Annotated in this window: 13 protein-coding genes; 7 read left to right on the forward strand and 6 right to left on the reverse strand. The window is 42.3% G+C overall.

Going from position 1 to position 15,197, the window contains the following annotated elements:
• Positions 1-25: 25 nt before the first annotated feature.
• The 7 genes from EHR06_RS02590 to EHR06_RS02620 all read left to right on the forward strand — a co-directional run bounded on the left by EHR06_RS02590 (position 26) and on the right by EHR06_RS02620 (position 7,643).
• The gene (locus EHR06_RS02590) at positions 26-781 is read left to right on the forward strand and encodes a sugar phosphate nucleotidyltransferase (protein ID WP_135755583.1); all 756 of its coding nucleotides are present in this window, start codon (positions 26-28) and stop codon (positions 779-781) included.
• Positions 778-1,719, forward strand: coding sequence for a ribose-phosphate diphosphokinase (locus EHR06_RS02595; RefSeq protein WP_135755584.1), 942 nt, complete (start codon positions 778-780; stop codon positions 1,717-1,719). Before EHR06_RS02590 ends, EHR06_RS02595 begins: the two co-directional genes overlap by 4 nt.
• 17 nt (positions 1,720-1,736) lie before the next feature.
• Entirely contained in the window at positions 1,737-2,372 is a 636-nt protein-coding gene (locus EHR06_RS02600; protein ID WP_100709022.1) for a 50S ribosomal protein L25/general stress protein Ctc, read from the forward strand.
• Positions 2,373-2,415: 43 nt separating this feature from the next.
• Complete coding sequence (gene pth, locus EHR06_RS02605; protein ID WP_135755585.1) at positions 2,416-2,979, forward strand: aminoacyl-tRNA hydrolase; 564 nt, start codon at positions 2,416-2,418, stop codon at positions 2,977-2,979.
• A gap of 176 nt (positions 2,980-3,155) precedes the next feature.
• Entirely contained in the window at positions 3,156-5,132 is a 1,977-nt protein-coding gene (gene ftsH, locus EHR06_RS02610; RefSeq protein WP_135755586.1) for an ATP-dependent zinc metalloprotease FtsH, read from the forward strand.
• Entirely contained in the window at positions 5,129-5,608 is a 480-nt protein-coding gene (locus EHR06_RS02615) for an EVE domain-containing protein (RefSeq protein ID WP_135755587.1), read from the forward strand. Before ftsH ends, EHR06_RS02615 begins: the two co-directional genes overlap by 4 nt.
• A 10-nt stretch (positions 5,609-5,618) precedes the next feature.
• Positions 5,619-7,643, forward strand: a complete 2,025-nt coding sequence (locus EHR06_RS02620) for a PP2C family protein-serine/threonine phosphatase (protein WP_135755588.1) — start codon at positions 5,619-5,621, stop codon at positions 7,641-7,643.
• Here the strand turns inward: EHR06_RS02620 and EHR06_RS02625 are convergent.
• The 6 genes from EHR06_RS02625 to EHR06_RS02650 all read right to left on the reverse strand — a co-directional run bounded on the left by EHR06_RS02625 (position 7,618) and on the right by EHR06_RS02650 (position 15,193).
• Positions 7,618-7,995 (reverse strand): hypothetical protein, encoded by a 378-nt coding sequence (locus tag EHR06_RS02625; protein WP_135755589.1) that lies wholly within the window; start codon positions 7,993-7,995, stop codon positions 7,618-7,620. The genes EHR06_RS02620 and EHR06_RS02625 overlap by 26 nt on opposite strands.
• Positions 7,996-8,144: 149 nt before the next feature.
• Positions 8,145-9,644: a polyamine aminopropyltransferase gene (locus tag EHR06_RS02630; RefSeq protein WP_135755590.1), complete on the reverse strand. Its 1,500-nt coding sequence runs from the start codon at positions 9,642-9,644 to the stop codon at positions 8,145-8,147.
• Between the two features lies 1 nt (position 9,645).
• Positions 9,646-9,846 carry a hypothetical protein gene (locus EHR06_RS02635; protein WP_135755591.1) on the reverse strand — a complete coding sequence of 67 codons (201 nt, stop codon included), beginning with the start codon at positions 9,844-9,846 and terminating at the stop codon, positions 9,646-9,648.
• A gap of 9 nt (positions 9,847-9,855) precedes the next feature.
• Complete coding sequence (locus tag EHR06_RS02640) at positions 9,856-11,817, reverse strand: DUF4178 domain-containing protein (RefSeq protein ID WP_135755592.1); 1,962 nt, start codon at positions 11,815-11,817, stop codon at positions 9,856-9,858.
• A gap of 75 nt (positions 11,818-11,892) precedes the next feature.
• The gene (locus EHR06_RS02645; protein ID WP_135755593.1) at positions 11,893-12,729 is read right to left on the reverse strand and encodes an adhesin OmpL37 family surface protein; all 837 of its coding nucleotides are present in this window, start codon (positions 12,727-12,729) and stop codon (positions 11,893-11,895) included.
• A gap of 76 nt (positions 12,730-12,805) precedes the next feature.
• Positions 12,806-15,193 (reverse strand): heavy metal translocating P-type ATPase, encoded by a 2,388-nt coding sequence (locus EHR06_RS02650; protein WP_135755594.1) that lies wholly within the window; start codon positions 15,191-15,193, stop codon positions 12,806-12,808.
• Positions 15,194-15,197: the final 4 nt, after the last annotated feature.

Here is a 15,197-nt window from a genome sequence, read left to right on the forward strand (position 1 = left end):
CTGTTTGATTTCACCGGATTACTGAATGGACGCCAAAAAGGAAGCAGTCGCCGTAGTATTAGCTGCGGGAAAGGGAACCCGCATGAAGACGGAGCTCCCAAAGGTGGCTGTTCCTTTAAATGGAAAGCCGCTCTTAAACCATGTTATTGATCACCTCAAAGAAGCAGGTATCAATGACATAGTCATAGTTGTAGGCTATAAAAAAGAAGAAGTCCAAGCACTTTGCGCTGGGATTCCCGGCATTCGTTTTGCCGAACAAAAAGAGCAATTAGGCACAGCTCACGCAGTATTAAGCGCCGAAGAATTTGTTAAATCCCATAAAGGTCCTATCCTTGTAGCTTGTGGTGATGTCCCAATGATCACAGGGGACACATTCGCTTCTCTCGTTTCCACTCATGTCCAAAATGAATTCTCCGCTACTCTTCTTTCCGCAAAAGTAGATATTCCTACCGGTTACGGAAGGATCGTTCGTAATTCTTCCGGAGAAGTAACCGCTATCGTTGAAGAAAAAGACGCGGATGCGGAACAGAAAAAAATAAACGAGATCAACACCGGAACTTATGTATTCAGTTCCGAAATTCTTTTCGAATCTCTTAGAAAAATAGGAAACAGCAATGCTCAGGGAGAATATTATCTTCCTGATCTAGTAGAGTTGTACAAAAAAGAAGGAAAAAAGTTGGGCGCAGTAATTCTTAAAAACAGCGGAGAAAGCCAAGGTGTGAATTCTCCTGCAGACTTGGAAAACTTAGCGGCAGTTTTAAATGGAGCGGTTGCAAAATGAGCGGCTCTAATATCGCGGTTTTTTCAGGATCTTCCAATCGTACGATCGCAAATGAAATTTGCCAAGAGTTAGGAATAGCTCCGGGCAAGATCAATCTTCGCAAATTTTCCGACGGAGAAATTGCGGTTAAGATAGAAGAGAACGTAAGAGGAAGAGACGTATTCGTAATCCAATCTACTTCTGCTCCAGCAAACGATAACTTGATGGAATTACTTTTGATCATGGACGCACTCAGACGTGCTTCTGCAAAAAGTATTTCAGTAGTTGTTCCTTATTACGGTTACGGACGCCAAGATAGAAAAGCGGAACCAAGAGTTCCGATCTCCGCAAGAGTTGTAGCAGATCTAATCGAAACATTAGGACCGACAAGAGTGATCGTAATGGATCTTCATGCGGACCAGATCCAAGGTTTCTTCAAAGTGCCTGTGGATAATTTACATTTTAATCCAGTACTGGTAGAATACATCTTAAGCAAGAAATTCGATGACCTAGTCATCGTTTCTCCTGACTCTGGCGGCGCGGAAAGAGCCAGATCCTTCGGTAAAAAAGTGAACGCAACTTTAGCGATCATAGACAAAAGAAGACCGAAGGCAAACGTTTCCGAAGTGATGAATGTGATCGGAGAGATAGAAGGTAAGAATTGTATCCTTCTGGATGATATGATCGACACTGCAGGCACAATCTGCAAAGCGGCCGACGCTCTATTAAAGAATGGAGCTAAGTCTGTGTATTGTGCGGCTACTCACGGAGTTCTTTCCGGAGAAGCTATCGATCGTTTGAACTCTACTCCTTTCACTGAGGTCGTATTATCCAATACGATCGAGATCCCGGAGTCCAAAAAGATCACTAAGTTAAAAACTCTTTCGGTAGCTCCGTTATTCGCAGCTGCGATCCAGAGAATATCGACCAATCAATCGGTCAGCGACCTATTTATATAAGAACAAGGGTAAAGACAATGAGCCACAAATTAGCTGTTAAAAAAAGAACTGAAACCGGCAAGAACATAAACAATCGTCTTCGCGAAGCTGGACAAGTTCCTATTAACATTATCGGAGGCGGAAATGCCGCATCCGGTTCCGTAAACGAGAAAGAACTTGAAAAACTAGTTCATTCCGGGATCCGTCAATCCACTCTGATCGAGTTGGAAGTAGAGGGAGAAGGGATCCAAAAGGTTTTCGTTAAAGAAGTACAACGTTTTCCTGAGATCGACAGAATTCGCCACGTAGACTTCTACAAAGTCGAGCCTGGTAAGAAGATCGTTACTAAGATCGGAATTCGCACCGAGGGAACTGCAAAAGGTTCTAAGATGGGTGGTCAGTTCGACCATTTGATCCATGAGATCCGTGTGAAAACGGTTCCTGAGGATCTGCTTGAGACTCTGGTCCTAGATGTAACCGATCTAGATGTGGGCGATTTTATCAAAGTTAGTAACTTAAAAGTTCCTGCAAGCTGGGAAATTTTAGTTAACGGAGATCCGATCGTAGCAGCAGTTCTAAAAACCAAAGCTTTACTTGCTCAAGAAAGAGCGGAAGCTAAGGAAGCTGCTGGAGCGAAGCCGGGAGCAAAAGCCGGAGCTAAAAAAGGGAAATAATTTCCCCGTCCCCGAGATCTAAAAAATTGGAGTACGTTATTGTATGAAGCTAATCGTCGGACTGGGTAATCCCGGAGACAAATACAATAATAACCGAGCTAATATCGGCTTCAAAATTTTAGACGTGATCGCCAATAATATCAACGTTGAGATCAAGACTAAAAAGAAAAAGTCTTTGATCGGGCGAGGCGATTTCGAAGGAGAAGAGGTCGTATTATTAAAACCTCAGACCTTCAGCGATCTATCGGGAGAGTCCGTTCTATACATAGCTTCCTTCCTGAAAATTCAGGTACAGGATATTCTTGTAATCCACGAAGATTTAACCTTACCCTTGGGTAAAATTGTAGTGGATAAGGGAGCTAACGGGAACGAAAATCCTGGGATCAAATCAGTGATCCAATCCTTACGCTCTCCAAATTTTATCCGCATCCGTATCGGGATCGGTAACGACGAATTTGACGGCACAAATCTGGACGGATTTTTGAAGGAAGATTTCCAACCTTTAGAAAACTTAAGTTTAATCCAGATCATCAACGACGCGGAAGCCGCAATTCGCTCCATCAGTTTGGGCGATATTGAAGACGTGATCGAAAAATACAGATTGTAAAAATCCTTTACTTTTCCGGAAAAAAAGGGACTCTGATTATGGGGAACTTTTTCACTCGAAACGGTTTCCAAATAGTATCCGGTTTACGATTCCGGCAGGTCCAATGCCTGTTTCCTTTAGTCTAAACTACGGGAAGAATGTGGCTCCGAAGAGATGGCGGAGCTTGGGAGTTACACATGAATAACAATAATAAAGGTCTTAGATTACTTATACTTTTTATCTTAGTAATCCTAGGATTAGCACTTCTCGTACCGCAGATCCAAACTGCTCTGGGTAAGCCCAGAATATTACCGTTCTCTCAATTTATGAACATGGTAGAACCGGATGCTTCTTCCAAACCGAAAGGCAAACTGGTTAAGACCACAGATTCCAATTTCCCTGGCTGCGACAAGTTAGTCATGGAAGGAGACATGATCAAAGGTTGTTACGAACCGTTTGAAGAAGGAGCAGCAAAGGCCCCTGTTCGTTTCGAGACCAGGATCGCTCCTATCGACAAAGAATTCCTTTCTTCTTTAAGAAAAACGAATATTGATCTGGAAGTAGTTCCTTCCGAAAACGGACACGGATTCGGAATGTTGAGTTCCTTCCTTCTGATCGCAGTGATCGGTATTTTCGTATTTTACTTTTTCATTATGCGCCAAGTTCAGTCTACAGGCAATAAGGCTTTCTCTTTCGGAAAATCTAAGGCTAAGATGACTGTGGATCCAAAGGTCAAAGTAAGTTTCGCAGACGTTGCAGGATGTGAAGAAGCCAAAACCGAATTGGTCGAAATTATAGAATTCTTAAAAGACCCTAAAAAATTCCAAGCTATGGGTGCAAGGATCCCAACCGGAGTTCTTTTAGTAGGTCCTCCGGGAACCGGTAAAACTCTACTTGCTAGAGCAGTTGCGGGAGAAGCTGGAGTACCATTCTTCAGTATCTCCGGTTCTGACTTCGTAGAAATGTTCGTGGGTGTGGGAGCTTCTCGCGTTAGAGATCTTTTCGAACAAGGTAAGAAAAATTCTCCATGTATCATCTTTATTGATGAGATCGATGCAGTGGGAAGATTGAGAGGAGCCGGATGGGGCGGTGGTCATGACGAAAGAGAGCAGACCCTAAACCAAATGCTGGTTGAGATGGACGGTTTCGAGAAGAACGAGGGTGTGATCGTAATGGCAGCTACTAACCGTGCTGACGTTTTAGATCCTGCGTTACTCAGACCGGGACGTTTCGACCGCCAAGTGATGGTAGATCTTCCTGACTTAGTAGGAAGAGAGCAGATCCTAAAAGTGCATTCTAGAAAAGTTCCTTTAACCAGCGATATCTCTTTGAATTCAATCGCAAGAGGAACCCCTGGATTTACAGGTGCGGATCTTTCTAACCTGATCAACGAGGCTGCTCTACTTGCTGCACGTAAGAATAAAAAACGTGTAACTCAAGAAGAATTAGAAGAGGCTCGCGACAAAGTGATGATGGGCCCTGAGCGTAGATCCTTCTTCATTTCCGAAAAGGAAAAAGAAGTGATCGCGTATCACGAAGCGGGTCACGCGATCTTAGGAACACTTCTGGCTTATACGGAGCCGGTTCACAAGGTTACCATCATTCCGAGAGGAAGAGCATTAGGTCTAACCCAGTCTCTTCCTACGGAAGACAAACATATTCATACTAAAGCGTATTGGCTGGATCAGATCGTAGTTTGTATGGGCGGGTTCATTGCAGAAGAGTTTAAGTTCAAAATGACTTCTACCGGTTCCAGCAATGATATCCAACAAGCTACTAATATCGCGAGAAGAATGGTCTGTGATTGGGGAATGTCCGAAAAACTGGGCACTATCAATTATGGAAGCGGCCACGAAAGTCCTTTCTTAGGAAGGGATATGGGCCAAAGTAATAAGGCTTATAGCGAAGAATTTGCCGCAATGATCGACAAAGAGATCAGAGGGATCGTTCAGACCTGCCTAGATAAGGGAAGAGAACTGGTCCGTAAGAACTCCACCAAGTTCGAAAATCTTGCTAAGGCACTTCTTGCAAAAGAAACGGTTTCTCACGATGAGTTGATGGCGATCGTTCATCCTGCTCACGAAGAAACTAAAAAGAAAACTGAACGTTCTAGCAAAAAGGAGAAGGCGGGAGAAATTCCTAATAAACCCGCATATTCTACCGGCATTGAATGAAATTCTGGCTTTTTAAGACCGAGCCCGACGTTTTTTCCATAGACACTTTGGCTTCTTCTCCCGGCAAAACAGCGCCTTGGGAGGGAGTCAGAGGTTACGGAGCGAGAAATTACCTAAGGGATGAAATCAAAAAAAAGGATCTCATCCTATTCTACCATAGCAGTACTAAACCTCCTCATGTAGCAGGACTTGCGGAAGTAGTCAAAGAAGGTTATCCGGATCATTTTGCTTTTGATAAGAAACATAAGTATTATGATCCAAAAAGTGATCCACAAAAACCGACCTGGTTCATGGTGGATGTGAAATTTAAGGAAAAATTTTCTCGCCCAATTTCGCTAGAAGAATTAAGATCCCACGGGCAACTAAAAGGAATGGTGCTTTTGCAGCCGGGTGGTAGACTTTCCATCCAACCGGTCAGCGAAGAACATTTTCATTATATTTGTAAATTGGCCGGGGCAAAAAGTCTTCCCGGTTAGGGAGATTTTGGTGAATATTTTCCGAAAAATTCGGAATATCAGCTTCATTCTGCTGATCCTCATCCTAGGTATAGGTTCTCTATACTCTCAGGAAGATGTTCCTGTTTTTCCGATCTCCGGTTCTATGTCCGGAACTCCCATAAATAAATTTACTTTTATCCGTAAGATCCGTCCGGGAGAAGTGAAAACTCCTACCGATTTGGAAACAGGTGACTGGACTAGAATGGATAAAGACAGTTTATCTTTCAGTTTCACCGATGATCAGTTTTTAATAAAGTTCAAGATACAAGCTCCTCCTAAAGAAGGAACAATCTCCTGGTATTTAGTTTTGAATAACCCGGGAATGGAAAACCTTACTGTCTTCAAAAGAGTATCGGGACCGCAAGGATGGGCCTGGTCCGAACTTTCCAGGGATATGAGGATGTCCTATATCCAACCTGCATTCTTAATAGAAACTCCTCCCAATAAACAGGAAGAATTTTTAATCCACGCTTCTACTAGAAGATCTCTGGTCCTGAATTTCCAAGCCTGGGCTCCTAAAGAATTCGCTGCTCATATCCAAATGGAGAATTTGTTCTTAGGGATTTTCTTTGGAGCGATCGGGATCATGCTAGTGTATAACGGATTCCTTGCATTTGTGGTAAAGGACTCCAGTTATTTCTTCTATGTTTTGTATTTATTGTTCTATGGACTTTGGCAGATGGCAGTCACTGGAGTCGGCGCTCAGTATCTGATCCCGGCTCCTGCAACTTCTTGGAATGATTATCTGACAGGTTTTGCGTTCTTGTCGGTTGCATTCTCTCTTTTATTCACTCGTTCCTTCTTACATATGGAAAGAGAGACCGGCTGGAAGAATTACGCATTCTTAATATTGTCTGCATTTGCGATTTTAGGATTTATCGCTTCTTTATTCTCCAGTATTTACGGGCCGATGATCTGGGCTGTGTCTTGGTATCCTTTCCTGGCTGCGGTTTTGGTGATCTATTCCGCTGCGATCCGTCTGAGAAGGGGATATCGACCTGCCCGTTATTTCCTATTGGCCTGGTCTGTTCTGATCCTTTTTGTTCTGATAACTGCTCTGAGGAACTTATCCATTATCCAGGATACGGAACTCACTCATTGGTCCGCTCAATTCGGTTCTTTGGTAGAGATGACACTTCTTTCTTTTGCTTTGGCGGATAGGATCAAAACATTAGAGAAGGATTCTCTTCAGGCTCGATTGGAAAATTACGAAAGCCAATTGAAGTTAACCGAGATAGAGCAGGAGCTTAAGATTGCGAGAGAATTACAAGAGTCCATTCTTCCCGATCGCCTGCCTGAAGTAAAAAATCTAAAACTTTCGGTAAGAGGGGAGTTCGCCAGCTCAGTGGGCGGAGACTTCTACGATTTCCAATATTTGGAATCCGGCAAGTTAGGTATCTTTTTATCAGATGTTTCCGGTCATGGTGTTCCTGCCGCGATCATTTCTTCCATGGTCAAGTTGGCATTCTCCATTGAATCCAGAAAGAATGAAGATCCTGCAGAAGTTTTAAGAAGTATTAATAGATCTTTAAGCGGTAAGTATGGAAAACATTTTATTACCGCGGCCTATCTTATAATCGATCCTGCAAATGGAAAGGTGACTTATTCTAACGCGGGGCATCCTCCGATTGTTGCAATAGATAAAGAATCAGGAGAGACCAAGGAAATATTTTTACCCGGCTGGATCATGGGAATGGATCCGAATCTAAAAAACTCCGTGGTTGAATTCCAAATGAAACCTGGAGATCGTTTGATCGTTTATACCGATGGGATCACGGAAGCCAGAAGTAAAAGTGGAGAAATTTTCGGGTTCCAGAGATTTTATAAATTATTAAGCGATCATATGCAATCGCCCGGGGAAAAACTCGGTGAGGATCTGTTTGCTACTGTGAGAAGTTTTACGGGGAATCGAAAACATTTCGAAGACGATCTAACTTTTCTCGTCCTGGATTATTTGCCGATCCCCGATGAGAGCGGGATTAAGGAAATTACTTCGAGCTTTTCAAAAAGCTGATCAGCTCGTTTGAAACTTGGATAGGACGTTTTCTGTAGCTCTTCTTATATTCTTTTTTATATTCTTTATGACAGTTTTTGCAGGATGATTCCAGATCTCCGGAAGCAAGAGCGGTGTCAGTGATCTCTTTCCATTTTGCTTTTTGTTCGTCCAAGGCCCAGTTCGGAACTTCTTTTAAGATCCTTTCGAGAGCCGCCTTATCACCTTTTTTAGCTTTTTTGGAAGCAGGTTTGGTATAATCTTCCATGAAATCGTGTAACGTGGTTTCTGTTGTCCCGGATTGTGCGTAGGAAGTAGAAACGCCTAGTAAGAATAATAAAACGATGCAGATACTTTTAAGTTTACGGTTCATCTAAGAAAGTCCTCTTTTTCCTCTATTTTTAAGTCTTAATAAGTTTAGGGAAGTTCTTTCCGTTTTTTTAGAAAAGAATCCTAGTTTAGAAAAATCAATACACCTTTGAAATTTTGGGAACCTATGAAAAGGTAGAAGTTCGGGATCTTTTAATCTAAGATACGATTCCACTCTTGGTCGTAATAACGTACAAGGCTTTGGTTATCCAATCGATTCGGTTCCGTAGGTACCTTGGACATATCTTGTGGAAATTCCGAAATAGATCTGAGTTCCGTTTCATTCAGGAATTTTAATCCTGCAGGAAGATCTTTTCTGTATCCTCTTAAGTTTCCAACACTTCCTAAAATAAATCCCCATTCTCCGAAAGAAGGAACATATACATGCAATGCCCTGGTATTAAATCCGGATTCCTTGAGAGTGGCTTCTACACACCAAAAGGACATTCTGGCGAATAGAGGAGAAGTGGATTGTATCTCTACGATAGAAAATTCGTTTAGCCTTCTTCTTAAACTTCTGTAAAATGCGGTGCTGTATAATTTCCCGATGGAGAAGTTACTTGGATCCGGAAAATCTATCAGTACCACATCGAATACGGAACTTGATTCTTCTAACCATAAAAATGCGTCCGCGTTCTGTACTTTTACTTTAGGATTTTTTAAACTAGATCCGTTGATCTCCGTCAGGATGGGTTGTTCCGAGAAGATGCGTGTCATCTCAGGATCAAGATCCACCAAAGTGATGGATTCCACACTTGGATGTTTTAAGATCTCTCTAACTGCTAGACCGTCTCCTCCTCCTAAAACCAATACTCTTTTCGGATTCGGATGGGAGAGAAGTGCCGGATGTGCCAATGTTTCGTGGTATCTATACTCGTCTCTGGAACTGAATTGTAAATGTCCGTTCAAAAAAAGTCTGAGTTCACTTTTATATCTGGTGACAATGATCTTTTGGAAATTGGTTTGTTTGGAATATATGATCTCGTCTGAAAATAGATTTTCTTCACTATAATAAGTGATCATCTCCGAAAATGCAAAGCCGAGACCTAATAGAGTCAGTACTAAAGCGGATTTTGCTCTCAATAGGTTTTTGTGTTTTTCGGATAATGGAAGAACGAATGTGCCCCATAAAGCAGTTCCAGCATTCAATAGTCCGAAAAAGAAAGATGTTCTCACCATTCCCAATTTAGGAGCGAAAAAGATCGGAAATGCCAAGGAGGCCAAAAGTGCACCTGCGTAATCCAAGCTGAGCACCTTGGAAACCATATCACGAAATCCTAATTTATTTTTTAGGATCCGGAGAAGTAGCGGTATCTCCATTCCTACAAGGGTCCCGACGGCTACTACGATACTGAATAGCGGGATTTGGAAAATTCTAGTTTGTCCAAAACTTAAGAACAGGATTGCTGCACTGAATCCGCCTAATAATCCTAATGCGAGTTCCACATCCAAAAATTTAGGGATTAGATCTTCTATTAGGTATCTGGAAAGCCAGCTTCCGATCCCCATGGAGAATAAATAAACTCCGATGACTAATGAAAATTGGGTAACTGTTTCTCCAAGCAAGTAGCTTGCTACGGTGCCTGCTAGTAGTTCATATACTAGACCGCAGGAAGAAAGGATTAAGACGGAGATTAATAAGGCTCTCTGCAGTTTATTTTCCCCCCGGGAAATTTCTGGTGAACCATGCGTAATGAGAGCGATAGATCCCAGGATTCTGTCTGACGGTTTTAGGGACCTGATTTACTTCTTCGAAATCAGTGGTGGCTCCGCCTTTTGTGTATTCCGAAAAAAAACCAAGTCCTAAAGACGCTGCGAAGAATGGATAAACAAGACCTTTTAAAAAATTCCACATAATAGATCCTTAAACTCTTTTGGATTCGAATGAATAACTTCTAAAAAAAGTATAGATCAAAGGGAGCCATAAGAAGATAGAAAATAAGAAGAATGGAGCGGGACTCATCACATCTCTTACTATTTTCACGCTGTATTCGGAGCCCCAGCCCACAGGAAAGTCGGATTGGCTTTCTAATCTAAGATAATATCTTCCTGGAGGGATCTCCGCTAAAGATTTAGAATCGGATTTGGATCCTTCCGACCAAGATTCTCCATCGTCTACTCCATGATAATAACTGGTCTCTATGGAAGTATCGTAAGCGGTATCCGTATCTTCATTGATCAGCGCAGCGGAGAAGTATAGATACTTATTGTCCAGGTTAGGAGCTTCGATCTGGATCTCCACATTCTCGTTTGCAGAACCTTTTAGTTCGAATACATCCGTTACGAAAGAATTATCTCTAAAATTAGTACTGCCGATATCCGTATTCGGCACGGAAGTTTGGACGTATCTGAATTTTCCTTGGTATACTACTTGGTTTTTAGCCTTGATACATCCGTAAACTTGGAACACGAAAAATACGGCGGTGAGTGCCGCGGCCACCCATAGATTTCGTTTTAATCTGCTCTTGAACGGATTCGGTTCGCATACTCCGACTATTTCAGGTTTTCTTAATTTAGAAGCGGTGTCCAATGGAACGGAAGACTTCATCGTATCGAAAGGGATAAATACTCCCTTGGACCAGAAAATTTCCTTATCCGTTCTTTCGGAAGAGATCATATAAGGAGGAGAAATAAAATCCTCCATGTAAGCCTTCTCCCCGGCCGAAACTTTCCAATAGAATTCGCCCAATGCGAAATCCGTTTGTGCATCAGTGTTCGCGAACCACTTATAGGATCTTTTCTGGAAGATACGTTTTAGTCCGGGAGCCCATTTAGGAACTCCTTGCAAAGGTTCGAAATAGGTCCAATTGTCCCCATTTTCATTCAACCAAGCGTATCCTCCTCTGTATCTGAGAAGATAATCCGTCCAAGTATAAGTCTCATCATCCACTTCAGTGGATTTTCGTAATACTCCGATTACCTTGGATTCAGGAAGATCCGGCAGCTTGATAGGAGTTCCCAAAGGAAGAAGAACATTATCTCTGGAAACCTGATCGAATTTAGCGATGATCTTTAAGTCCGGGCTTTCAGTATCCATTACGGATCCGCAATATTCGCAAGCCAAGGATTTGGAAAAATCAGGACTGAATTGATTGAGAGAAGCCCCACAACCTTTGCATTCGATCGATTTCGCAGGGATTTGTGCTTGGTTGTATGCTACTTCTTCTTGTCTGAGTCCGGTTAAATTCAATTCTTCTAATGTAGAAAAATTTCCGGAGAATAATAATGCGGGAGATTCGGAATAGTCCAAGGTTCCGAACAATCCGTCTTCACTTGCAAGATCCAATAAGACTGCTTCGTATCCTGTTTGGAATCCGATGGGGAGTTCACCTTCTCCACCTATGCAGGTAGCTTTCATGATCTCTTTTAGGGTCCAGTTTTCTCCTAAGTAAAAACTGTCTCCCGGAGTGATCTTTTCTCTTCTGCCGGATGCGATTACGATCGGATCTTCGTCTCCTTCTAAGCTCGGGATCTTGTCTGTTGGAATTCCGACATTTAGTTTTGTATAATAATAAGAACCTTGTGCTTCTCCCAACCAGGCGGAACTTCCGTCTCCTTCCATGAGATGCCATTCGTTCCAGAAGCCTAATTCGAATTTAAGTTGGATCCTTCCTATGACTCTGAAAGGAATACCTTTGTAATTACCCTGGGTCCCGAGTTGTATGATGGAATGGTCGTCAGAGAGTTCTCCCGCTGTGCCTATCTTTTCCAGATTCACGTCTTTTTTAAGGGAGAGAGTTTTGCAGCTGGAGCAAACCGCATAAACGGAAGCCTTATTGATGATGGGGACTGGGGCTCCGCAATTAGGACAACTTAGTTCGGACACAAAGAAAGGTGATAACTTCGGGAGGATACTCTGTCAATCCTGGTTTTAAGGGGCCGAAAGAAATTTCCTGAATTTTTAAGGGATGACGGAGCGTTTCGCCATTCTTCTTGCCCGATCGCTGGCGGGGTCTATATCTCCCAAAGCTTTTTCCAATTCCTGCAGGCCTGGATTTTCCCAAGTAGCTTCGTATAGATTCGGGGAATTGAAAATATGAAAATGGTTATCGAAATGGATCCGATTATAATAGTCCGCCTTGCTGAACATTGCGCGGTTGATCTCATTATAAATTTCCTCGAATTCCGTGGTTTGGAGATCCGGTTCGAAGTCGGAAAGAAATTTTAGGGAAAGAAGAATGACGTATTCCCTGGATTGTTTTAATAATTTCAGAGCCTCATACAGGTATTGGGTCTTGATCCCGGGTAAATAAGGTCTTGTATTGTCTGCGATCGTTTTCTTTTGGTTGGAGGCTCCGTATTCTCTATAGCCCATTTCCAAATGATGTCTTGCTTCCGCGTCTTTTGTTCTGAGTGCATATTTGGATAAAAAATCCAATTCTCTTCTCACACTTGCGGCGGATGCTTCTACAACCTTCGCATATAATATCACTAATAATCTTTGGGTTTGGCGCATTTCATCGTAAGAATGTGCAAGGTCGAATTGTAAATACAAAGTGAATGTTTCTATATGATGCTGCAAACATCTGCGGAATAATGCCTTATCTTCTTCCGTTCCATAATTGGAGATCGTACTATTGATAGCTTTTAAATGAAATTCGTTTTGTTTTAATCCTCTTTCTACTCGGACTAAAGCTGTCGCTCTGTTACTGTCCAAGTCCGCTTTTGTCTGCTCGAAAGGAAGAACTAAAAATGCGAAAAGAAGACTGATATATATAAAATTTCTTTTCGATCCCATATTAGGATTTTCGGAAATAAGAGGGGTCCAAATTGAACCCCGTTATAGGATAAATTTTACTGAACGATTTTTTGTTTTATGTCCTTTTCCTAAGTCGGAGTGCATTTAGGACCACGGAAACGGAACTAAATGCCATCATAGCGCCTGCAATCCAAGGAGCTAATAGTCCTGCCGCTGCGATCGGGATCCCAAGAGTGTTATAGGCTAATGCCCAGAAAAAATTTTGTCTGATATTTCTGGTCGTTGCCTTTGCGATTAGGATCGCTTCCGCAATTTTTTCCAGATCTCCTTTTACCAAAACCACTCCTGCGGTTTCGATTGCGACTCCTGTTCCCGTACCCATTGCAAATCCTACATCCGCCTTTGCCAATGCAGGTGAGTCGTTGATCCCGTCTCCTGTCATTCCCACCGTTTTCCCCTTGGATTGTAGGTCGGAAAGTATCTCAGCTTTGTCTTTGGGAAGAAGAGACGCATGCACATTTTTGATCCCGACTTTAGAGGAAATATTTTCCGCTACGGACAAATGGTCTCCGGTTAAGAGTAAGGTTTCGATCCCTAGAGAATCTAATTTTTCTAATGCGGATTTTGCATTTTGTCGGATCGTATCTTCAATTGCGAAAATGATCCATGTTGGAGTTCCAACATCGGTGCCAACAGTAAGATCCGCGGTGGAGCTAACGGTTACTGTATTACTGTCGACTGCTATGCCTCTATTAGAGTTGGCATTTTTCTCATTCTCCGATCTTGCCCAAACTACAGTTTTGCCTGCCTTCTCCCAAGAATTAGAGATTTCTAATAGATCTTTAGGTAAACTTTCTTTCTCTTCGAAAAATTCCAACTTTCCTATCTTGATCTCGTTTTGGTTTACTTTAGCAGTGATCCCAAGTCCGGGAACAGTCTGTAAATTTTCAGGAGAAAGTATAGAATGGCCTTTTGATCTTACAAAAGAAACGATCGCTTTTCCTAATGGGTGAGAAGACGCGGATTCTGCGGACGCGGAAGAAGAAAGTAGATCCGATTCTTTCCCTACGAATTTATATTCTGTTACGGAAGGATTTCCTTGGGTAATGGTTCCGGTTTTATCGAATGCGATCAGATTGAGAGAAGCGGTGGTTTCTAAAACTTCCGAATTTCTGAATAAGATCCCTTGGCTTGCCGCTTTTCCTGTTCCTACTAAAATTGAGATAGGAGTGGCAAGACCTAAGGCACAAGGACATGCGATCACTAAGATAGCGATCGATTTTTCCAAAGCGGAACCTAATTCTCCTGCTTCTAAAAAGAAGAACCATAATAAAAAGTTAAATAAAGAGATCAGGATCACAGCAGGAACGAATACTGCGGAAATTTTATCCGCGATCTTTTGGATGGGAGCCTTAGAACTTTGGGCTTCTTCCACTGTTTTGATGATGGATGCGAGTACCGTTTCGGAACCGACAGAGGTTGCTTGTACGATTAGGTTTCCGTTTCCGTTGACTGTTCCTCCGAATACCTGGCTGTCTTTCTTTTTGTCTAGAGGAAGACTTTCTCCTGTTAACATGGATTCGTCTACCGAGCTGAAACCTTCCGTCACGATCCCATCTACCGGAAATTTTTCTCCCGGTCTGACTTGCAGGATATCCCCTTTTTTTACGTACTCAGTCGGGATCTCGGACCAAACTTCTTCTTTTTTGATACGGGCCGTTTCCGGTTTTAATTCCAGTAGGGTTTGGATTGCGGAAGAACTTTTTCCTTTCGCTTCCGCTTCCATCCATTTTCCTGCGAGTATAAAAGAAAGTAATACTGCGGATGTTTCGTAGTATAAAGGCGGAAGTGAATGTATATGCGCGCCTTCTGCCCAGAAAGAGGAGAAGAATAGATCTCCTTGTTGGAGCCCTTGTAATAGGGAAAGTATAAAGCTGTATCCGAATGCTGCAGTGGTCCCTAAGGCAACCAATACATCCATGTTTGCACTTCCGTTCTTGATGGCCCTAAATGCACTTTTATAAAATGGAAATCCGATCCAGAATTGTACTGGGAATGCTAATACAAATTGTACCCAAGGATGCATGAGAGCTTTCGGATTCGGCAGGAACCCCAAAAATGAAAAATGGGAAACCATCGAATAGAATAAAGGAGCCGCAAATACGAGAGAGATCAGAAATCTAGATCTTAATTTGGATCTTTCTTTTCTATGCAGCTCTTCCGTTTCTTTATAATTATTTTCTGAATGCTCTTTTGCGGAATAACCTAATGATTCTACTTTAGAAAATAGTTCCGAAGAATTTACGGACTCATTGAATCTTACGAATGCGGTCTCTCTTCCGAAATTGACCCGAGCCTCTTCTACACCTGGGACTTTGTTTAAGCCTGTTTCTATTCTTCTTGCACAGTTAGCACAGGTCATTCCGAAAAGATCCAAAGTGATCTCTGATGTTTTATCGTCGGTGGAGAAGGTTTTGACTTCTTCTCTAATTTCTGTGTTCATCACT

This window comes from Leptospira dzoumogneensis (assembly GCF_004770895.1).
Lineage (GTDB): Bacteria > Spirochaetota > Leptospiria > Leptospirales > Leptospiraceae > Leptospira_B > Leptospira_B dzoumogneensis.